The organism is Idiomarina seosinensis (genome assembly GCF_044797955.1).
GTDB classification, from domain to species: domain Bacteria; phylum Pseudomonadota; class Gammaproteobacteria; order Enterobacterales; family Alteromonadaceae; genus Idiomarina; species Idiomarina seosinensis_A.
The window spans coordinates 2,124,583-2,146,440 of the sequence record NZ_CP085211.1; the positions used below are offsets into that span (position 1 = coordinate 2,124,583).

The 21,858-nt window shown below is 47.0% G+C and carries 19 protein-coding genes, 1 tRNA gene and 1 pseudogene; 8 read left to right on the top strand and 13 right to left on the bottom strand.

Annotated features, from left to right (window positions below):
* The first annotated feature begins 44 nt into the window (after positions 1 to 44).
* The 6 genes from LG288_RS10035 to fni are packed head-to-tail and all read left to right on the top strand — an operon-like array spanning position 45 to position 6,156.
* Entirely contained in the window at positions 45 to 929 is an 885-nt protein-coding gene (locus LG288_RS10035; protein WP_404400145.1) for a polyprenyl synthetase family protein, read from the top strand.
* Positions 929 to 2,413, top strand: a complete 1,485-nt coding sequence (gene crtI / locus LG288_RS10040) for a phytoene desaturase family protein (RefSeq protein WP_404400147.1) — start codon at positions 929 to 931, stop codon at positions 2,411 to 2,413. The genes LG288_RS10035 and crtI overlap by 1 nt, the downstream gene beginning before the upstream one ends.
* Positions 2,410 to 3,312, top strand: a complete 903-nt coding sequence (locus LG288_RS10045) for a phytoene/squalene synthase family protein (protein ID WP_404400149.1) — start codon at positions 2,410 to 2,412, stop codon at positions 3,310 to 3,312. The genes crtI and LG288_RS10045 overlap by 4 nt, the downstream gene beginning before the upstream one ends.
* A gap of 6 nt (positions 3,313 to 3,318) precedes the next feature.
* Positions 3,319 to 4,371 carry a lycopene cyclase family protein gene (locus LG288_RS10050; RefSeq protein ID WP_404400151.1) on the top strand — a complete coding sequence of 351 codons (1,053 nt, stop codon included), beginning with the start codon at positions 3,319 to 3,321 and terminating at the stop codon, positions 4,369 to 4,371.
* A complete protein-coding gene (locus LG288_RS10055; protein WP_404400153.1) occupies positions 4,364 to 5,158 on the top strand; it encodes a Brp/Blh family beta-carotene 15,15'-dioxygenase in 795 nt (264 codons plus the stop codon). The genes LG288_RS10050 and LG288_RS10055 overlap by 8 nt, the downstream gene beginning before the upstream one ends.
* Positions 5,158 to 6,156: a type 2 isopentenyl-diphosphate Delta-isomerase gene (gene fni, locus LG288_RS10060; RefSeq protein WP_404400155.1), complete on the top strand. Its 999-nt coding sequence runs from the start codon at positions 5,158 to 5,160 to the stop codon at positions 6,154 to 6,156. The genes LG288_RS10055 and fni overlap by 1 nt, the downstream gene beginning before the upstream one ends.
* A 3-nt stretch (positions 6,157 to 6,159) precedes the next feature.
* On the opposite strand, the gene LG288_RS10065 is transcribed toward fni, so the two are convergent.
* From LG288_RS10065 to fic, 10 genes are all read right to left on the bottom strand, one after another.
* Positions 6,160 to 7,458, bottom strand: coding sequence for an erythromycin esterase family protein (locus tag LG288_RS10065; protein WP_404400157.1), 1,299 nt, complete (start codon positions 7,456 to 7,458; stop codon positions 6,160 to 6,162).
* A 13-nt stretch (positions 7,459 to 7,471) separates the two neighbouring features.
* A complete protein-coding gene (locus LG288_RS10070; RefSeq protein ID WP_404400159.1) occupies positions 7,472 to 8,101 on the bottom strand; it encodes a protein-L-isoaspartate(D-aspartate) O-methyltransferase in 630 nt (209 codons plus the stop codon).
* 78 nt (positions 8,102 to 8,179) lie between these two features.
* Entirely contained in the window at positions 8,180 to 8,986 is an 807-nt protein-coding gene (locus LG288_RS10075) for a bacteriorhodopsin (protein WP_404400161.1), read from the bottom strand.
* 143 nt (positions 8,987 to 9,129) lie between these two features.
* Complete coding sequence (locus tag LG288_RS10080; RefSeq protein ID WP_404400163.1) at positions 9,130 to 10,305, bottom strand: APC family permease; 1,176 nt, start codon at positions 10,303 to 10,305, stop codon at positions 9,130 to 9,132.
* 11 nt (positions 10,306 to 10,316) lie between these two features.
* Positions 10,317 to 11,858: a S10 family peptidase gene (locus tag LG288_RS10085; RefSeq protein ID WP_404400165.1), complete on the bottom strand. Its 1,542-nt coding sequence runs from the start codon at positions 11,856 to 11,858 to the stop codon at positions 10,317 to 10,319.
* Positions 11,859 to 11,932: 74 nt separating this feature from the next.
* Positions 11,933 to 13,732 carry a DUF4105 domain-containing protein gene (locus tag LG288_RS10090; protein ID WP_404400167.1) on the bottom strand — a complete coding sequence of 600 codons (1,800 nt, stop codon included), beginning with the start codon at positions 13,730 to 13,732 and terminating at the stop codon, positions 11,933 to 11,935.
* An 82-nt stretch (positions 13,733 to 13,814) separates the two neighbouring features.
* Complete coding sequence (locus LG288_RS10095) at positions 13,815 to 14,282, bottom strand: DUF3015 family protein (RefSeq protein WP_404400169.1); 468 nt, start codon at positions 14,280 to 14,282, stop codon at positions 13,815 to 13,817.
* An 86-nt stretch (positions 14,283 to 14,368) separates the two neighbouring features.
* Positions 14,369 to 16,534: an EAL domain-containing protein gene (locus LG288_RS10100; RefSeq protein WP_404400171.1), complete on the bottom strand. Its 2,166-nt coding sequence runs from the start codon at positions 16,532 to 16,534 to the stop codon at positions 14,369 to 14,371.
* A 200-nt stretch (positions 16,535 to 16,734) separates the two neighbouring features.
* Complete coding sequence (locus LG288_RS10105; protein WP_404400173.1) at positions 16,735 to 17,100, bottom strand: hypothetical protein; 366 nt, start codon at positions 17,098 to 17,100, stop codon at positions 16,735 to 16,737.
* Positions 17,101 to 17,404: 304 nt separating this feature from the next.
* Positions 17,405 to 18,517, bottom strand: a complete 1,113-nt coding sequence (gene fic / locus LG288_RS10110) for a protein adenylyltransferase Fic (protein WP_404400175.1) — start codon at positions 18,515 to 18,517, stop codon at positions 17,405 to 17,407.
* A 168-nt stretch (positions 18,518 to 18,685) separates the two neighbouring features.
* Between fic and LG288_RS10115 the strand changes: the two are divergent.
* Both LG288_RS10115 and LG288_RS10120 read left to right on the top strand, forming a co-directional pair.
* A pseudogene (locus LG288_RS10115) lies at positions 18,686 to 19,024 on the top strand (ATP-binding protein); the annotation flags it as partial.
* Positions 19,025 to 19,215: 191 nt separating this feature from the next.
* Positions 19,216 to 19,398 carry a hypothetical protein gene (locus LG288_RS10120; RefSeq protein ID WP_404400177.1) on the top strand — a complete coding sequence of 61 codons (183 nt, stop codon included), beginning with the start codon at positions 19,216 to 19,218 and terminating at the stop codon, positions 19,396 to 19,398.
* 75 nt (positions 19,399 to 19,473) lie between these two features.
* On the opposite strand, the gene LG288_RS10125 is transcribed toward LG288_RS10120, so the two are convergent.
* The 3 genes from LG288_RS10125 to LG288_RS10135 all read right to left on the bottom strand — a co-directional run bounded on the left by LG288_RS10125 (position 19,474) and on the right by LG288_RS10135 (position 21,849).
* Positions 19,474 to 19,549: transfer RNA gene (locus tag LG288_RS10125), tRNA-Ile, on the bottom strand.
* A 45-nt stretch (positions 19,550 to 19,594) separates the two neighbouring features.
* Positions 19,595 to 21,007 (bottom strand): sensor histidine kinase, encoded by a 1,413-nt coding sequence (locus LG288_RS10130; RefSeq protein WP_404400179.1) that lies wholly within the window; start codon positions 21,005 to 21,007, stop codon positions 19,595 to 19,597.
* A 65-nt stretch (positions 21,008 to 21,072) separates the two neighbouring features.
* Positions 21,073 to 21,849, bottom strand: a complete 777-nt coding sequence (locus tag LG288_RS10135) for an amidohydrolase family protein (protein WP_404400181.1) — start codon at positions 21,847 to 21,849, stop codon at positions 21,073 to 21,075.
* Positions 21,850 to 21,858: the final 9 nt, after the last annotated feature.

The window sequence follows — 21,858 nt, forward strand, 5'->3', positions numbered from 1 at the left end:
CTCAAACAGGGTTTCCTGACCCGGTATCGCCAAAGGGAGGCCTTATGACAAGTCCGGTATCTGTTGTCGAAAAAACGGTTAATCGACTTGCTGATGACTGTGAGCAATGGCTGGCTGACTGTATCACGTCAGAGAAACCAGCATTGCAAGCTGCCTGGCGTCACCAAATTTTGGCCAAAGGTAAAAGGCTGCGGCTGCGACTTGCTCTGCATACCTCCTTAGCTTTAGGTTCTACTGAAGAGCAATGTAAATATCTTGCCTGCGCTTGTGAATTAGTTCATCAGGCGTCACTGATTCATGATGATTTAATGGACAAAGACGTCCAGCGCAACGGTTTATCGACCATCTGGCAACAATTTGGCAGCGAAACCGCCATTTGTCTTGGCGATGCGCTTATCGTTGAAGCAATGTTTCAAAGCAATTGCATACCACAAATATCAGCAACACAAATGCATGCCATCGCGACCTTATTCCGGGACGCAATACAAACGGCAGCCGAAGGACAGATCGCTGACTGCGACGCGCAGCAACTTGAGCGACTCTCTTATTCCGACTACTGCGCTGCGGTAAGAAAAAAATCCGGCGCTTTGCTGGGCTTACCGGTGTTAGCCGCTATGGTCGTTAATAATTATTCCAGCAATGACATTTTGTCGGTAAATGAGGCATTCCTGCAATTGGGTACGGTGTACCAGTTGCTCGATGATCTAAACGACAGAGAACTTGATCGGGGTAAGCGGCTTAACGGCTACTGGATCCTCGCACGCACAACGCAACAGAACGCTGAAACGGCTTTGCACGAAGCAGTTCAGCAGCAGCTGCAATCAGCTGAACAACTTATTAGCCAACATGACGAATCGATTAATTCCAGCTTTGGATATATTCGTGATGCTATGTTAACGAAACAAAATCAATGGGCGGCAGCAAGCTAATGCGGACGATTGTAATCGGTGGTGGTTTTGGTGGTATCGCGTCGGCATTAAGAGCCAGAGCCAAGGGACACGAAGTAACGCTGATCGAAAAGAACGATCAGCTCGGCGGTCGGGCGCAAGTATTTGAACGTGACGGTTTTAAGTTTGATGCAGGCCCTACAGTTATTACGGCTCCGTTCTTATTTGATGAGCTGTTTTCTCTGTTTGGCAAAAACCGTGCCGATTACGTCGAATTCATTCCTTTGAATCCCTGGTATCAGTTTTACTTTAGTGACGATAAAACACGATTTAACTACGGTGGAACAGTGGAAGATACCTTAGCTGAAATAGCCAAAATTGAGCCCGCTGACCAACTTAACTACCAGCGACTTATCGCTCACAGTAAAAAAATATACCAAGTAGGCTTTGAGCAGTTGGCTGATCAGCCGTTTCACAAAATTACTACTATGGTCAAACAAATACCCCAACTCGCCCGCTTGCGCTCAGACCGAAGTGTCTGGGGCATGGTCAGTCGGTATTTAAAGAATGACAAGTTGCGCCAGGCCTTTTCGATTCAACCGCTATTAGTCGGGGGCAATCCTTTCAGTACCACAAGTATTTACGGACTTATTCATTACCTGGAACGGGAATACGGAATTTTTTTTGCTAAAGGCGGTACCGGTGCTATTGTCCAGGCTTTACAGAAACTGATGCAGGAACAGGGTATCGAGGTAATGACCAATGCCCGGGTCACTTCATTTGGCACAACCGGCAGGACTATTAACTACGCAGAGATTAATGAAACTGAGCAGTTACCCGCCGACAACTTCGTTTTTAACGGCGACCCTTTATACCTTTACAGTCAGCTGCTACCACAGAGCCGTTCAAAACCGGCGCTGCGACTTAAAGTAGAAAAAAGCAAACGTTCTATGGGCTTGTATGTATTGTTTTTTGGTACAACGGTTCAATATCCTGACGTCGAACACCATACCATTTGGCTGGGTAAACGTTATAAAGAATTGCTGAATGAAATTTTTGCCGAAAAACAATTACCCGATGATTTTTCCTTATATTTACATCGTCCGACAGCTTCCGACAGCTCTTTTGCTCCGGCAGGCTGTGACAGCTTTTATGTACTTGCCCCGGTACCTAATCTTCGAGCCTCAATTGACTGGGATACTGAAGAGCCAAAACTTCGCCAAAAAATCATAGATGCGCTGGACGAAACGTTACTCCCCAATCTTAAAAACAGCATTACCCAAGTCTTCTCAATGACCCCGGAAGACTTTAAAGCCGATTATCTTAGTGTCGATGGCGCGGGGTTTTCGATTGCCCCCAAATTTACCCAGTCGGCGTGGTTTCGCTTTCATAACCAATCGGAATATTTTGGCAATTTATTTTTATCCGGCGCCGGCACTCACCCCGGTGCCGGAATGCCGGGTGTACTCAGCTCTGCTAAAGTGGTCGAGAAGCTGTTGCCAGAAGCAGTGCCGGAGGCCTCGTGAAACTGGCAATAAAACCCGCAGAGCAAGCCAAAATTTTGCAGCAGCATGGTAGGTCGTTTTATCTGGCTCGCACATTTTTAGGTCGCCGAGATGCCCGGCGTGCGACCGCACTTTATGCTTTCTTACGGGACATTGACGATCAGATTGATGAGGCTCCGGATCGCAACACAGCAAAACAAAGGCTTGAGCAATTAAACCAGTCACTCGCTCATTCCGACTCTTCCGGCAAACAAAACAGCGGCGAGACTCTGAGCATCAGCTCTTCCACACTCAAAGAATTTTTTCGTGGCATGCATTACGACATTGGCGAGGTCGCAATTAAGTCTGTCGAAGAGCTTGAGGACTACTGCTACTGTGTCGCCGGCACTGTCGGTGAAATGATGTGCGAAGCACTCAGTTGCTCAGATAAAAGAGCAACTGATCATGCAATAGACCTTGGCGTTGCAATGCAAATGACGAATATCGCCAGAGATGTTTATGAAGATGCTGAAATGGGTCGCCGTTACCTGCCAGAAACCTGGGTTGGCGACCTGACACCGCAGCAGATTCTGCAGGCGGATGGCGCATCTGAAACCGCCATTAAAGACTCAATTTTACGCTTGATAAAAAGCGCAGAACAGCGGTATCAAAGGGCACGGCAGGGAATCACCTTGCTGCCTTTGCGGTCGCGGCTGGCAATACTCGCTGCCAGTCGCCTGTACGAAGGCATAGGGCTACAAATGCAAAAACAGCACGCCGCTGATTGGCACAATCGCAGCCGATTGGTGACCTCAAAGAAAACGCAGATTATCTTAAAGGCGCTCGCAGAATTTTTTATCTGTTCGCGCTACTGGCGCTATACCAGGGAGCCCGGCTTCGGCAAACCAAAAAAATCCCTTGATATGCTGATGGGCAAGTGAGGGGGTATGTCTAAGCCGTGGCTGACAATTATTGGTGGCGGCTTAGCAGGCTTGTCATTGTGCGACGAATTGTTATCAATTTATAAATCCCGCGGCGAACCGCTGCCCGGTGAGATCGTTATTCTGGAACAACGCCACCAGTATACCAATGATCGCACTTTTTGTTTTTTTGCTACACAGCCGCCTGATGATGTTCGTTATCAAAGCTATGATAATTGGACTTTTAGTCTGGCTGGTAACTGTTCCGGGCATAAACAGAATGGCTCGAAATATCAGTATTTCAGGTTAGCAGCAGGCGATGTATACGATACTCTGCTTGGCCGTATTGAAAACAGTCCTCAGGTGCAGCTGGTAACGGGAGTATCCGCTGACACTCAGGGTCTGCAGGATTCACATGTCGTTGATACGCGTCCCTGCCAGCCATCCGATATGTGGATTAAACAGTGTTTCGCCGGGGTTGAGGTCGAAACGAAAAACACCTGGGATACGTCAACAGCACAGCTGATGGGTAATATGCGGCTGGAAGACGGCCGCTTCACTTTTGATTATATTCTGCCCATGCCCGATAACCGGGCTTTGGTAGAAGTCACCCAATTTACCGCCGATCCGCCTGGCACAGACAAGCTAAAGGGATACCTGCAAAAGACCCTTAGCGGCCTGGAAGTAAACACTGACTCATTGCGTCAGGAGTCGGCTGTATTACCGATGGGGATTGTAAGACATTCAGATAACCGCCTTTTCTCTCAGCAAATCCGAACCGCAACCGGTTATGGTTACCTGGAAACGAAGCGCTGGGCACAGCGCTGCGCTAAAAACATTGTTAACCAACAGAAGCCTGATTATCACCCACAATCAACGTTGCTACGCTGGTTTGATGCCCGCTTACTTCATATCATTGAAAATCGTCCGGAGCACTTGCCAACGATTTTTATGAGTATGGCCAAACAACTGTCAGGGGACGAGTTTGCCCGCTTTATCTCATCGCCTTCCTTTGCTAGTTTATTAAAAGTGATGCGTTCTGTCCCTAAGCAGCCATTTTTAAGGACTTTATATGACTGAGCTTTCCTTTCTGGTAACGCTTGTTCTGGTTCTTGCAGTCATTGCCGGACTACCTCACGGAGCTTTTGACGTCTATATCGCTAACCGACTTGGATTTTGGCGTACCCAGGGTCAGTTGGTTAACTGGCTGATAGGTTATACTTTAGCTGCTCTGGCTATTGTCGGTCTCTGGCTGCTGGCTCCGGCAATCAGTCTAGGGTTGTTTTTACTGATCTCTGCTTTGCACTTTGGACGCGATCACTACCCGCAGCAGTCTCTGTACGCTTTATGTCTTGGCTTTATTATCCTCGGTTTGCCTTTGCTTGTTGAACCCCTTTTGGTCGCCTCTATTTTTTCTCATATTTTAGTACCTGAAAGCCAGGCCCAGGCCGTTGTCACTTTATTTCAGGGGCTGGCAATCATTGGTAGTCTGGTGATCCTGGCTGAAGTGCTTCTGCACTTTAATAAACGAAAATCCACCTTTCTCTTGTTAATGCTCTTGCTGGCAGCGGCGGTACTGTTTCATCCGCTAGTTTACTTTGCCTTATTTTTTGCGCTTTCTCATAGTCCCAACCACTTGCGCGAGCAGTGGCAACGTCTAAACACACCGCAAAAACAACAAGCTCCCTGGGTGATTCTAGCCTTAACGGTCGTGCCAATTTTGGCTGCTGTTGCTGTTCTTTTTTATTCGTCGCTGACCTGGGACTCAAAACTTCTTAGTGTTATTTTCATTGGTATTGCTGCATTAACTGTACCCCATATGTTTTTGTTAGAGCTGGAATACCGCGCAACTTGCCAGGAAAGCTGATGGATCGAAAAAAGTCACATATCGAGCTAGCCGACCAGCAACAAACCCGCCGCTCCGACTTTGATTATCTGAGCCTGCAACACTGTGCCTTACCCGACTTCAACTTTTCAGCTATTAAACTTAATTGTCAATTTCTGGAATTTCCGTTATCCGCACCGATCATGATCAGCTCGATGACCGGCGGTACGGAAGAAGCTAACCGGATAAATCAGCATCTGGCCGAAGCCGCGCGCGAAACCGGTATTGCTCTGGGCATTGGTTCACAACGGATAAGCTTTGAGGGCAAAAACAATCAGGGCCTGACTCAGCAAGTGCGTCATTGGGCAGGACAAATACCGGTATTTGGCAATGTCGGACTGGCCAACTTAATAAAATGGCAGCAGCCGGACTGTCTCAATCGCCTGGCTGAGCAGGTCGGTGCCGATGCAATGATTATTCACCTTAACCCGATGCAGGAGATTTTTCAGGATAACGGCGACACCGACTGGCAAAACAGTTTTCACTGTCTGCGGCAAAGCATCGAAGGTTGTCATTTACCCGTGATTATAAAAGAGGTCGGTATGGGCTTAAGCCCGGATGTTGCGCTTCATTGTCAAAAAGCAGGGGCCGCGGCTATAGACGTGGCGGGTAAAGGAGGCACCCGGTTTATCGACATCGAGGGAGCCATGGCAGCAGATCCCCAGCGCCAGCAGGCCGCTGCAAGCTTCGCTGACTGGGGGCAGTCCACCGTTCACTTGCTCAAACAATATCAAAAAACACCCGTTGATTTGCCTTTGATCGCTTCTGGCGGTATCCGGAACGGACTGGATATTGCTAAATGCCTGGCGCTTGGAGCGTCTATGACTTCAGTGGCCGGCCGTATCCTGAGCGCAGCACGCTCGTCGACCACAGAATGTATTGCCACAATAGAACAACTTAAATTTGAGCTGCGCATTGCCTGTTGGGGCAGCGGCAGCTCAACGATTAAACAGCTACAGGAAGCGTTAATATCTGAGTAATAATTAAGTTCCGTACGGATAGGTATCAGGGACTTTGAGCCGGTCTTCGCTCACATCAAGTGCCTGTAACGCGCGCGTTTCGTCAAAGAAGATAAAATAATCATAACGCTGAGTAATGTCGGTAGGCACGTAATTGCCAAATCGCTCGCGGCGCGGATCGTAAACTACTCCAATAGCGCGATGGGCAATGCGTCGCTCTAATTCAGGGCAATCCAGTAAATCGCTACAGGCAACATAAAACTGGGTACCAGCCCGGTGGCAGTAGTCTTCCCAGCTATCCGGCCGGGCCTCCGGCACCTTCATTTCCTGAACGGGTTCGTCCCAGGCCGCCCCTGCTAATACCGTACCCTGGTAACAACCGAAGCCAATCAGCGCTAGGTCATCCCGACCATACTCCTGACGCGCCAGTTCGCCAATGTTATACATGCCGGCATCGGCCATATCAGTGTATGACGCATCGCCGATATGGGTATTATGCGCCCATACGATGCCTTTAGCGTCTGGACCATGAAACGCCATTAAACGCTTAAGGGTATCCATCATGTGCTGGTCACGCAGATTCCAGGTCGACTCATCCCCGGAAACCATAATCCGGTAGTAGCGTTCTGCATTATTACTCACCAAAGCGTTTTGCTCAACGCTCAGCGGATGCTCGCGATCGCTGTTATAGCTTGGCGCGCGGCTACGTACTTTGCGCAACAGCTCGGTTACCTCTGCACTGCATCCTTCAGGCACCAGGCGCGTGGAGAGCGCATAGCGCTGACCATCGTCGTCACGGTGGGGTTCAAAACAGCGCATCGCGTCTTTTGCCACTTCAAAAGCCTGTGGGTCTTCTTCTTTTAGGTAGTCCATAACCGCATCCAAAGACTCCCACAAGCTGTAAACATCTAATCCGTAAAAACCTTTCTGCTGATCTTCCGGTAAATCACCGTTGAAGCTAGCAAGCCACCGAGCCCATTCACGAACTTCCTTATTCGCCCACATCCATGAGGGCCAACGTTGGAACTGTTGCATTACCTGGTCGATATCTGTAATCGCATCGTCGTAATGCTTGACGTGACGGTTCAGCTCGTAGCAAGGAGGCCAGTCGCCCTCTACCGCAACAAAATCAAAGCCGTAATCCTGCAAAAGTTTTTTTGAAATATCGGCCCGCCACTGGTAGTAATCATGGGTTCCATGGGAAGCTTCACCCAGCATTACGATCTTCTTGTCTTTAATTACGTCCAGTAAGGCCTGAAAATCATCGATATCGTTAAAATCGGTTTTTTGCTGTTGCAAGGTTTCAATGACTGATTTCTTCATTTTATCACCTGTGTCACTCGGTTTGTGCCTGCCCCGTCATCGGGACAAACTGCACTAGCAGCAGCGTCTGCTCGGTAAACTCGTCCTCACCGAGACGTTTAACCAGTTTCAGTTCTTGCTTTTGATCGCCAACCGGCGCCAGCAAACGTCCGCCAATTTTAAGCTGCCGCTTTAATGCTTGGGGAATTTTGGCTGGGGCTGCCGTTAGCTCGATTGCGTCAAAGGGAGCCTGCTCAGGCCAGCCTTCGTAGCCATCAGAAAAACGTGTCTGGACATTATCGATGTCCGTTTTCGCCAAATTTTTACGTGCCAACTGCGCCAGCCACTCAACAATTTCGACGGAGTAGACCTGATGTGACAGATGAGCCAGGATTGCTGCGTTGTAGCCACAGCCGGTACCCACCTCCAGCACTTTATCTTCTTTACTTAACTGTAAGGCCTGAGCCATATAAGCAACGATATAAGGCTGACTAATCGTTTGCGAATGGCCAATTGGCAAGGGTCGATCCTCGTAACTTCGGTGCTGTAGCTCCTCTGGTACAAAAAGCTCCCTATCGACTGCCGCCATAGCCTCAAGAACGCGTTCATCGTGAATATCCCGGCCTTTTAGATGGCGTTCCAGCATTTCCTTTCTACTGTCCATAAGCCTGGTACCTCATTATCAGAATGATACGAAAAAGCTGACTTTGCCCTGAACAGCAAAGCCAGCTATTTAACCACTCTATTCGGTATCGTGACGCGACTGAATCAGTGCAACATTGGCAAGTAAAACACCAAATACTGTCTTAGAAACAACATCAGAGAAGGTAAACATCAATTGGCGGATGACAACCAGTGTATCGTTGTCAGCGGCGCCGGGGACTGCCGGAACCATGTAGGCAAAACCGTAGATAAACCAAGTAATCACTAACAGTTTCCAGGCATTGCGCATTGCGCCTCTGGATTCTTCATGTAACTGCGGCAAGCCCGCTTTAACAGCGTTGTTGGCCATACCAAGCAGAACAAAGAACACCAGCCAGCTTAAGCCACCCCAAATCCAGAAAGGAGCTGCTGAACCGTCAACTAAATCGGCTACCTGCGGCTCGTAGTACTGGCCAATATAGCCAAGTATGATCATTACGGCACCTGCAGTGGTGAGCTTCCACCAGCGACTGAAGAGATCGCGGCCGGTAAACTGCAGCACAATAAGGAACTGGGTCAATAGCATAGGCACATCGATCAGCCAGTTGGCGTAGCGATAGCCATTACTAAACACCTCGCCTTCAGCCCTGACCATCAGGCGCTGGGTTTCATCCCAGATAAATGCTTTGTCCCACATATTCCAAAGCTGAAAGATTTCAAAAGTCGCAGACACCATAACGACCGCTGAAATAGCAAAGGTCATCCGATATTTCGCCGTAGCCTGCCCTACGGTCATTGCAAAGTAAACTAACGATGCAGCGAATACCGCGACTGTAAAGCCGAAGGCGTGGCGTATAACTTCATACTGCCAGTACCCAAACGACATAAAATTTTCATAATTTTCCATGAGATATCCCTTCAATCACTTAAATTGATGACAAACTGTATGAAGAAAGTACTTCATACTTTAATCTAGCCAAGTTCTCAGGTTTCGCAAAAATTTATTGCTTTGAAGGTAGGTATTTCATGGATTTTTAAAGAATAAATCGGCTACGCAAGAGCCGCTAACAGCACTAATACAACACAGCTGACTAACCCCAAAACCGATACGAACTTTGGAATAAATCGCTGTTTTTTACTGACCTTAAGTGCCGCAAGGTTAGTGATACCATAATAAATCAAAACGGTGAATGCACTCAGCGTCCAGGCTGATTCAATGCCGCCAAACGCAGCAATCACTGCCATGATTAAAAAACTTAACCAAGTTGCTGCAGGGGCTGACTGATTACTTTTATCCAGCCTGTCCAAAAAGCGCGGCAGATCACCCCGGCGCCCCATGGCCAAAACAACACGCGATACGCCCAGTATTAAATTCAGCACCACGCCGGCCATGGCAACCACACCACCCAGAATAACAAGCCACTGCCAGGGTGAATCGCTGATTAAACTCGCGATATTAAAGTGGCGGTCTTTAACCTCTGCAAGGTGACCGAATTGCAGAATGGCTAAGCCCACAGCAATATATAGCGCGCTGACCAGCACCAGGGTTAACAACACTGCTCTGGGAATATTTTTGCGCGGCTCGGTAATCTCTTCGCCCATGGTCGCAATCCGCCCATAACCAGTAAAAGCGACAAACATGAGCGCGGCGGCATGAAAAACCGAGAGGTCATCTGCTATCAGGGGTTGAGACAAAGTCTTCTGCCCGGCAAGATCTGAGCTAAAGACCACCCCAATAAAGACAAATAAACCAATGATGCCCAGGCTAACCAATACCATGTTTAACCAGTTTGTACGACGCACTCCCAAGAGCACAAAGACCGTAAACAACAGCAACAAGGCGATGGCAATCGCTTTTATAATATAGCCCGAAACAGCAAAACTCGCGCCGATATACCAGGCTATGGCGAGTGCCGCTGTCGCCGCAGAGGCACTTTTTGCAATAATAAATAGTCCGCCAGCCGCAATACCACTGGCCGGGTTTAAAAACCGATAACCGTACTCATACGTTCCGCCGCTTACGGAATGCACTGCGGCCAATTGCGCCGATGAGAGCCCATTACAAAGCGCTGTAACAGCTGCCATTACAATGGCCCAGACCAACATATCGCCGGCAATGGTAGCGCTAAGACCAACACTGACATAAGCGCCGGTACCCAAAATTGAGCCCAGCCCAATTACCAGGGCACCGCCCAGACCAGTTCCTCTAACCAGCTGTCCTGTCACGACAAATCCCGTTAGTCACCAGTCCCCGTCTGCGCCTTAATAAACTGCCGGGTATCTTCAAGTAAGGCCTTACGTGCCGGCTCATGTACGTACATCATATGACCGCCCTGATAGTAATGATAAACAATATCCTCACGCGCAATGCCATGGCGGTTAAGGGTATACTCAGCATCAAAAAACGGTGTAACCAAGTCGTAATAACCCGAACCAACCATTACTTTTAAGCTTGGATTACTGCGCAGAACCGCAGCCAGATCCGGGGTCGTGTTAACATAATGTGGCTCCCACGACCGCCCCTCGGGCAGCGGACTCCAACGCCACTTACCGGAAAGCTCCGGATCGGCCGGGTTTAAATAGCTGCGGTGCCAGTCAATGCCCAGTTCGTTGCGCATATAATGCATTAGCGAAGCCTTGTAAGCCGGCGAAATAGCACGTGCGGCATCTTCTCGCGGCCTGGCCGCCACATCATCGCGTTCGTCTTTGGTATAGCGGCTGTCGAGCAGACCTACGGCAATTCCCTCTGTACGCCGCAACTCCTTAGCAAACCGGAAGGCGTTAATGCGCAAGTCAACACGCTCAATATACTCTTTGCTCAGGCCAGTAAAATACTGCAGCTGTTCAACCAGTTCAGCCCGCTTGGTATCGCTTAATTCATTTCCTTTAAACAAGGCAGGCAGCAGTTCATCAATGGCGAACTCACGGCTTTGCTGAATGAAAGACTCAAAGTCTCCTGATTGTTCAACCTTGCCGTGGTACCAGGCAGTCGCAGCCATGGTAGGAATGTAAGTAATATAAGAAATGATATTGTCATCGACGTAGGGTGTAGAACCTTGATAATCAAGTGCCTGAGAGACAAACACAATGCCGTTAACATTAATTACGTGATCATCGAGCAGCACCTTTGCTACCGCAGCGGCGCGAGTCGTCCCAAAACTTTCGCCTAACAAAAATACCGGCGAGTTCCAGCGGTTATTTTTGGTAAGCCAGCGGGCGATAAAAGCAGCCATGGCATCGGCATCTTCCGTAAGCCCCCAAAAATCTTCTTTTTTCCCTTCGCCAATAGCCCGTGAAAAACCCGTGCCAATCGGATCCACAAACACCATGTCGGTAACATCAAGAATCGTCTCAGGCGCATCTTTTATCGTATATGGCGCAGCCCCCGGATGCCCGGCGTCACTAGGAACGACAATACGCTTGGGACCGTAACCGCCCATATGTAACCAATTCGAAGAAGAGCCCGGGCCACCGTTCCAGATAAAGGTTACCGGGCGATTCGATGTGTCATTGACCAGGTAATCGAACGAAAAGACAGCCGCAGTGGGCTCACCCTCCGCATTACGAAGATAAGTTTCGCCAGCATCTACCGTATAACTTAGCCTGGTACCATTAAATGTACCTTTATGCTGAGAGCTGAAGCGTGTCGGTTCCGAAACCTTTTGTTCTGCCTGCTTTTCATCTGACTCAGACGCGCCAGTTTGAGCTGAAATGCTGGTGGACAGCCCCAGTAAAACAAGCAAAGAAAAACGAGTTAAGTAATTGGTTAATGATTTCACGGTTTTGTTTCCTGTCAGGGCATTTTTTTCAGGTTATCACAAATAGAAAACCTAGTGTTACATCCCATGACAACTTAAAAGTAGTATGAAAAACCAAGCAGATAATTGGCAAAATTTTGCTTTTCTAGAGTTAATCTGAGGTCAAAGCCGGTTCCGTGAAGCAAATTCGCTCCACAACGGGTTATCCAGTCCTGGGCTTTAACTTTATCAGCGACACTGAGTGGTGAGCTCACTTCACAAAACCAGTTTTTATTTGCTATTTTGCCCTCAACGCCGAATTTCGCCGCCAGCGTGACATTGTGACTGTCACCATCGACCTCTTTATCATGCAGCCGTGCGCTGACAAGCGCATAGCCGATTGCCCCTGCAGTTAAATCAGTCGCAGCTCCATAAGCTCCCTCAACAAACCCTGAGAAATCAGGCTGGGTATCACGCAGTCTTTTTCGGTCAGCGCCGGCCTTTATTGCCCATGACTGCCCGCCGTCACCTGGCAAGCCGGTGCTACTGACATTAAAAGACGTAATATCGATCAGAGTAAGGCTTTCAACAGATAGTTTGTTGTCGGCATAAGACAACGCCAACTCCCCCATTGTTAACCCGGAGTGTTTGGGTTTACCTATTTTAGGCTGTAGACGGTCGTAATAAGTCGGCCGGTAGGTTAGCTCCCATCGATCTGCCTCGCCAGAGTGCAACACCCGGCTAATACGGACCATGTTCGGCTTTTGCCCCAAATGGGGCTGCTCAGCAACGGGTTCCTGCTTATGGCTATTGCCAGCCGGATGTTTCAACAGTTCCATCAGTACAACGCGTTTATTTTTAAAGTGCTGTTGAGAGTCCGGCTGCTGCCGCCGTTGAAACTCAAAGTAAGACGACAGAGTAATTAAAACGCGCTTTTGACCGGCCTTTGATAAACGATTAAATGCCGGATTGTGAGGGTTTCCGTTAGCCCACCCTCGCGCAGCTAGTTTTTCGCTTTCGGCTAAAGCGTGGTATCTCGACTGAAAGCGTTTTTGTTCACTTTCATTCAACGTAACAGAGCGGACTAAATCCCGTTTTGGCTCGGCGATACGCTGCACGATTTCTGACGGAAAAACCGTTAGTTCATCATCGCTGACGAGATAGTCGTCGGCGACAATTTCGATAGCCCGCGCTACGTAATACGCACAGTTTTTACTGGTAAAATAGTAAGTGTACTCGGTTTCGGAGAGTTCGAATAAGTGGGCGGAGAGAAGTTGCGCGTCAAAATCCGACAGGTTAAGCTCGTAATCCCACAAGTTGCGGAGTTCTATTTGTCCATAAGACAAATTGTGCCGATAAAAAGGCTGCGCCGAATATCGTGCCTGATACCCGCCGAACAATCCCTTTAGAATGTAAGTTACCGGGTTTACCCCCGGCGGCACGCTTGCACCAAAATTTAAACTGTTGTCCAGTAACCCGCTGCTGCTTTGTTCACCACTTAACGTAATAAATAAATGGCCATGAAACGAAGCGGGGTTTTTCAGGTAGCCGTCCGCAAAAACCAGCGCTGCTTTATCGACAAAGCGGGATTGTTGCCATGTTATGAAGTCATTGCATTCAGTATAATTAAAAGCTTCGGTTAAGCCTGCTTTTGTAGTGAGCATGTGCCGCGCCGGAAAGCGGCAAATAGCAGTTTTACCGGATTTAAAAGCCGATAACGTCTGCCGCAACTCAGCAGCCGGATCTTGATGACCGTTTAAAGAAAAAAAGAAGTTCCCTTGTTTTACTTCTGAATAACCCTTCTCGTTGTACTGCAGCACTTTTTTCCACTGCCAGGATTGCGCCAGCTGAACGCTTGCCGTCGCTCCGGCACTAAACATAAACGCCGTGATATACGCTATGGCTTTTAACGACACATTAATATCCTTGTTCGCACAAAAACCCGGACCTAAATACCAGGCCCGGGTGCTCTGTTAAACTAACCCCCTTTTCGTCTAGCTAAACAGCCAGAAGGTTTTGTGCTGAGTAAAACAAAGTTTGTGCCTTTTCGCTGTTCGAGCGAGCATCATCAATGACTAAAGAACTGCGTAACTGTTGAATAAACTTTGCACGATCTGGGTGTTCAACGCCGAACATAGTCAGTAGAGTATCAACGTGCCGACCCTCGCCGATGGCTAAATCAGTTTCCAGTTGCTCATAATTCTCATCAATAAATTGAGCCGTTCTTACTAAATTTGAATTACACGTTTCTTTTGACACTGTTGCTGACGTCAAAGCTGTCGTACCTAAATCCCAGATGATATTTGATATTGCCGATGCTGTTCCGTTATCAGGGAATATAGCTGCGCCGATACCGCAATGCTGCCAGGCATTAAGCCGTTCGCCCGCTGCTTCTGCTGGCTGTGACACAAAAGTTGCTGACGCAAAAGTGGCAACAGTAAGTACAAGAGCAAGTCCTTTTTTCATGGTCATTTCCTTTAAAGTTTGATTTTAGCGGCTGCTGTAGCCGCGCCGTTAACTATAGACTACTGTTAACGGGAAAGGTTAATGTTTCACCGCGTTTCTCTGTCAAGATATTCAAAAAACTCTGCTTCTGCTAGCGGCTTTGAAATGAAATAGCCTTGGGCGCAATCACAACCAAGCTCGCTCAGTAGCGCTAAAGTGGGTGCATCTTCAATCCCTTCGGCTACGGTATTCAGTTGCAGATGATTAGCCAGCACCACGGTCGACTGAATGATATTGCAGTTTTTCGTATTGTTGACCATATTTGATACAAACGAGCGATCAATTTTTAGTTCCTGAATCGGATAAATGCTTAAATAAGCCAGTGATGAATAGCCGGTCCCAAAATCATCAATCGAGATTTTTACGCCAAGCTCTTTCAGTTTCTCTAATACACTATTAATTTGTGTACTTTCATTGGAAAAACTCGTTTCAGTGAGTTCCAGTTTCAAGTCACAAAGGTCCGCCTGACAGCGGGTGGCTATATTCTCAACTAATTTAACAAAGTTCGGGCCGACCAGGTCATGCACTGAAACGTTAACGCTCAAAACTATTGGCCTATTTTGAGCACGCAGCTCAGCACCGACGCGAATCGCTGTATCAATCATAAGCTCTGTCACTTGTGACACAAAGCCAAGTGTTTCAACTAACGGAATAAAGTCATCCGGTGACAGAAAGCCAAGGATCGGATGTTGCCACCGAACCAAAGCCTCGGCCCCAACGATGCGCCCCGTTTTAATGTCAATTTGTGGCTGAAAAACGGCATGCATACCCTCTAAGTTGTCGGTTCTAAATGCGGTTATTATTTCTTTATGCCTTGGATCGGGAGCCATCGATGGGTCATAAAGAACCCAGTTTTGCCCGGTAGATAGTGCGGCAGACAAGGCTGAATCGGCGTTAGAGAGCAGTGCCTCACTATCGGTGCCGTGCTCGGGGAAACGAGCATAGCCTGCAACATATTTTGAGTAGGGGAGTTCTTTGGCCTGATGAGTCGCTAGTTGGTTAAAGATTTCTTTTATTTCGGACCGATCAGAAAAAGCAGCAAAAATACCACGGCCATAGTAACAACTGGGCCCGGTTACCTGTAGTTTTAATAGTGAGGTAATAAAATCGATAAGTTCCTTCGAATATTGCTGTCCCAGCGTCCCCTGTATTTCACTCAAGTAAACAAGTTTAAAAATTAGTAGTTCACAGTTTTCTGGCCGATTTTCCAGCCCCTTATCGATCTGCTGACAGAAATGATGAGGCCTTGATAATCCAGTTTCGGTTTCATAGTCAGCTATTAATTTTACTTCGTTTTCGGCTTTTTTTGCCTGCAGCAAAGCCCCATGAAGATCAGCGGTTCTGGTTTTCAATCTTCGCTGTAAAAGCCATGACCATAATAAAAAAGCAGTCATTAGCAGTAGTGCCGTTATAGCGGTATAGCCAATGTAAAATGGTACCCGGATAGTATAATAATCAGCTGAATGAATATCAGGTTTCCATTTTTCATAAACTTTTTCGTAAGCGCCTGATCTTAAAACAGCATTTAGCGAATTCTGCAGCCATAAGTAAAGCTTCTCGTCTCCCTTTTTTACTGCAAAAGCGTACTCACGCGCCCAGAATGGGGTACTCCTGCGTTTTAACGGGAGTTCATAAGTATAAATAAGGTGTTCCCCTGTTGACTCATTCAAAAGCGCAAAACCTGCAGCTCCTGTGGTTACAGTCTCTAACGCCTCAATAGCACTGGCAACGATAATCAGTTCTACATCGATCTTTTCTTTAATTAACTGATTATGCGCAAATGAGTCTTCCTCCACGGCTATTTTCATTCCCGAAAAGCTTTTTATGCCGCCTACGAGGGGCTGTTCGTCTGGCCCGAAAACTGCGTGGTTTATGATAAAAAACGGCGTCGTGAACTGGAAACTATCCTTTCGCTGCTCGGTGATTAACATCGGTGCGATATCAATTTCGTCTCTTCTCAACGCTTGCTCTATTTCTTTCCATGGACCAAGCCTATATTCAGCCAGAATACCGCCACTCTTGCTTATTTGTTTTGCCAGCTCGACATTAAAGCCTGTGGGCTCTCCTTTGTTTAACCATTCGAAAGGCGGGTAAGCAGAGTCACCGCCAAAACGCAGTTTGCCATTAGGGGTGTTAAACGCCTCACTAGCTAAAGCTGCGGGCAAAGCAGCAAGCATCAAAGCAACAAAGCAACAAAGCAACAACAACAACAAAAAGTATGCTTAAGGGGTGGAATACTCTGATGGGACACTGCGTGATTCGTAAAATATAAAACCACCTTGCAATAACATTTAATTAATAAAGCATAGTATTCTTTATTATATTAGCAACCATCAGGCACTGGGCCCCGGCAAACTCGCCGCTAAACTTACTTGGTTAATATCGTGGTATTGGTGGAAGGTTTCAGCTTGCCCTACTTTTCAGTTTTGATTGGAGGGCTTAATATAAACGCAGAAATAGCCAACACACTAAGTCCGATACCGAGAGTACCCAGAGGTAGCCAAACATAAAAAAGAGCCGACGTAGAAGAGTCCCCAAGAACCTTTTTGCTGTCAATAACAATCAGTAGCATCCAAACAAGATGGTGTATGGTTAATGACAAGACGAAATGCAAAGCACTACTACGCAGTAAAGAAAGGATTCTGGTGTTAGCCAAAGTAATGGCTGCTATTATCAATGGTGAAAGATTCCACAAAATAAAAAAAATGGAATCTTTATAAAGATCAAAAATTACCAAGGCTGCTGCAAGACAAATCAGAAGGTATGTTAATAGTTTCATCTTGAAAGCCCTTCAAAATTAGCTGATTTTAGTTTCCTACATGGGTAAATAAATTACAATAAATGGACGTCCCATTGGCACATTCTACTAATAACTGCTCCAATTTTCCGGGGGGATTACACCCCTCGCAGATTTGAACTGCGGACCAACCGATTATGAGTCCTGCATTAGTGCTTTTTCTAACGTTCAGATTCGGTTGAAAACATTCGATTTTTCAGGTGGTTATGTATTACCTGGCTGTTTTTGATCCGACGCCGGTTTTGACGATTTTGATCTTAACTTCCGCTGTAACTACCGCTTGAGATTAGTTTGCTTCAAAAGGTTTAATACTGTTACTGTCTTTTGTCATTAGCGTCATCAACCGCGGATGCACAAATAATTTTTCCTTTCCTGAATCGACCTCTTGCAGCACACCAATATCCGCTAACTGCTTTAAATACGTTGAAGCCGTCTGGCGTTTTGCAATATCACGCTCAACCAGATTGCTAATACGGCAATAAGGCTGTTCAAAAATAAGCTGAACAAGCTCGTAGCTGTATATTTTTGGTATCTGAGCCTTTACATAATCGGTTGTACTTTCCATGAGCGTTCTAATCGCTGTGATTTTTTCACAGGTCCATAGTGCGGTTTCCTCGACACCTTTTAGCATAAATAACAACCACTCTTCCCAGCTCTGATCTTTAGTGACTTGGTTCAAGAGGCGATAATAGTCTTGCTTATTATGAACGATGAAGCGACTCAAATACAAAATAGGCAGTGTTAGAAGACCCGATTCAATAAGGTATAAAACGTTTAAAATACGACCAGTTCTGCCATTCCCGTCATAAAAAGGGTGTATAGCTTCAAATTGATAATGGCTAATCGCCATCTTTATCAGTGGATCCAGGTCGTCGTCATTATGAAGAAATCGCTCCCAGTTGGTTAACAAGTCGCGAATCACATCTTCGCCGGTTGGCGGCGTATAGATAATTTCGCCTGTCGTTTGGTTTCCTATAAAAGTCCCCGGTACTTTGCGAATATCCATTTCTGAGTGCTTTAAAGTACTGCATACCTCAATCGCCGTCGCTGTGCATAGCGGCTTTTTCTCAAGTTGTATAAAGCCTTGGTATAACGCCGTTCGGTAACGTAATGCTTCCTTGGTTGCATGATCAGCACCTTTACCCCCTTGCGCATACTGAAAAAGTTTATCGGTCGTGGTAACAATATTTTCAATTTCTGAACTATCTTTTGCTTCAAGCAAAGGCAGCAGGTTAATTAACATGCTTTGGTTGGGAATGAGCTCTCCAGCCTTTTTTAACTCCGCTACAGCCGCACGTGCAGAAATACAGGCCTTCAGCACAGCCCTAGTTTCTATGACATCTAGGTTGGGTGGTAATGTCGGTAATTGGTTGTACGGTTGCTCTGCTTGCCAAGTCATGCTTAAATTTCCAGTCTAAATCGACATAAATCAACGATGGGTCCAGTTTATGTCGTTCCGATCGACATATCAATTTAACGTGTCGATTTTTTATTATTTTTTCGACATAAATTATTTTTAGGTCGATATCATCGAGAAGCTTTTAGCTGAAGAGCTGAAAGCAAAAACGCAACGCACCAAGGCAAACTGAAAACGTACCTCCAGCGCGTAGTCATGAGTCCAAAGTTGCTCATCATCGATGAAATCGGCTACCTGCCGTTTGGCCGCGAGGAAGCCAATCTGTTCTTTAACGTAGTCGCAAAACGCTATGAGCGTGGCAGCACATTACTAACCAGCAACTTACCATTTAGCCAATGGGCTGGTGCCTTCGCGAACGACACGACATTAACGGCTGCGATGTTAGACCGCCTGTTGCACCATTGCCATGTGATTCAAATCAGTGGTGAAAGCTATCGGTTGAAGGACAAAAAGAAGATAGGCATTGCACCGATACTCGGTGAAATTTAACCCCAAGGGGGTCAAAATTAGATTGCCGAATCAAGCCCAAAGGGGGTCAAATTTAAACTGCCGTTGACAAGCTCATATGCTCATCTTTCAAAAGGGACGCACATAGCCGCATCAACAGTAATTTATTGGAAAAAAAACTGCCCGGATGAATTTGAAAGCAAGATAATGGAAAGACTTAGAGGAGTTCAGAAATGAAGGCGGAAACAACAGTAATCAAATATGACGAAGATAACGTGTTTATACCTATAGAGAATAGTATCCTGTTAGTATTGGGCTGGGATGAGAGTGAATCTTTGATTGTAGAGCAAAACAAAGAAAACAATTCAGTTGTGATCAGACTAAAAGACTCTTTAAAAGATAGAGATCGTAACTAGACCCATAACTAAACCCAACGACAAGAAAACACCCGGAATGTTAGTAACCACTATCTCTATAATACTTTTAAATAGTGGTGGCCCCTCCCAGATTTGAACTGGGGACCAACCGATTATGAGTCGGGTGCTCTAACCACTGAGCTAAGGGGCCATATAAATTGGAATGCGGTAAAACGGCGCAGATTATACGAAGTTTTTATTCGCTTGTCATCGGTATCTGCAAGATAAATCGGGAGTTTTCACCATCACTATGGTAACTGATCTCACCGCCTAAGCTTTTTATTACCTCATGGACAGGTTTAAGGCCTTGCCCGTAAGTTTCTGGTAACACGTCGTCCTGACGGAATAGTCGTCGTTCAACAGCGCTGCTTAGGGGCTTACTCTCATCGATAACTTCAAAAGTCAGCAAGCCACTTTCCTCGGTCGCCTTTACCACGATTTCGCCATTATCCGGACCGAAAGTAATGGCCTGAGTAAGCAGCGTGTCTAAAGCATAGCGTAACAATAAAAAGTGGCTCTCAAGGTGCAAATTCGTATCAACGATGGCAGTGAGCGCTTGTTCCGGTCGTGCATTAAATTGCTGGTGATAGCGTATAATTTCTTCCAGCCAGGTTTTTACATTCACGACTTCGACACCGTAAACGGCCTGCTCGCGCAAATCGAGATTTTCAAAGGACCGGATGAAGTGCTTTGTTTGCTCAATGTCTTGTGCCAGCTTTTCAAAATCCTGATTAGGGCTTTCATGTTGTTGCTGTGCGGCTTTGCGCAGTTTCTCAACCCAACCATTAATACGGGCGCGCAGTTCTCTGGCTAGGGATGCGGAAACTCTGGCCATCACCGCTAACTCAGTTTGCCTGCCCAATTTAGCCTGTAGGGAGCTGACACCGCGTTCTACATTAATCTGTGTTTGTCGCGCGTTATAAAGCAACATTAGCAAGGGTTGTATTTCATTGATGGTTGAGGTGACAGGCACAGGTTTTGTGTCGTCCTCGGCCTGTTTAATCAACCGGTCCCTTTCTGCGTACCAGCGGCGCTCAAACTGTATGGTACGACCCAGACTCATAAAGGCAAGAACGCCTATAACGGCAAACAGCAGTGCAGAAAACACTGAGTACAGCAAGGGGATCAAACTTACGCGTGTGACTATCCAGCCAGTAAGGCCTTCATGAGTCGGAATGGGACAGGCGACAGCCACCAATGCATTGTTCTGGTTGCGCTGCACTGTAGAAACAATTTTTTCCTGCGTTAATGCCCGCTGCGAAAGCGAGCTAAGCACCATTCGTTCTGCTTGTGGCACATCGGTTTGGATGTCACGTAAGCCATAAGTATCAAAACTAAAGCCCAGAAACTTGCTGTTGATATGCCAGAAGCCACCCGCTGCGCCGGATAATTCCGCAAGCACACGTTGCATTTGCTGCTGCAGTAGATCGGCATTGCTGACCTGAACCTGTCGGTTATCGTCTGTAGGATATAACTGAGTAACATCGGTGGCTGCCTGCCCGCAAGCTGCGGTTAGGCGGTGCTGATGCTTAGCAATTACCTTATTTGCTGAATACCAGAACGTTAGAACTAAACCCAAGACGGCGATAGTAATAAAAACTATCGCCATCCAGCGGTTTACTTTAGTGTGGGACGACAGAGCAGACACTCACTACCACGCTTTTTGGTGACTGCCTAAGGCAGTTTATAAAATTCGCGAGCGTTTTGGTAAAAGACTTTATCGATCGCCTCTTCATCATCCAACGCCGCTACCATGGTATCGATATCGCTTGGCTCGAAAGAACGGTTACTACGCGTACCCGGCAAATCGGTGCCAAACATCAGGCAGTCTGGGTTTGCCTTATACAGTGTTTTTGTTGCATCGGTAATATTTACTTCGGTGCGGCCAAAGCCACTGGCTTTAATTTTTACACCACCTTCAGCCAGACGACGAACCTGGGATAAACCCGATTTTGCCATGCCCAGATGGTCAACGCTTAGCTTAGGTAGCTTTAAAAGAGTCGGCACCATATCGTCCAGTTCGCGGCTGTCAACGTATATTTCAAGATGCCAACCGGCCAGATCCCAGATCCTGCGCCCAAAATCGACAATACCTTCTATATCCCGGTGAACACCGCGTTTTAGGTTAACTCTGACCCCACAAATGCGATGTTCTTTCAGCTGCAGAATTTTTTCGTCGCTAACACTACCGGGCAACTGAGTCACACCGATGAAGTTATCGCCAAGATTTTCAAGCGCCGCTTTCAAATAGCGTTGCTCGAACCCCTGAAAAGACCCTGATACAATGACACCGCCTTCGACAGGTATACCTGCAACCAGCTTAAGATAGTCATCAATGTAAAAAGGCTCCGGGATGTGGCCCTGGTTCTCGATTAACGGAAATTGTTCGTCGTAAATATGTAAGTGCGAATCAATGATCCGTTTTGGCCACCCATCACGGTTTAATCCCATGCTGCCTCC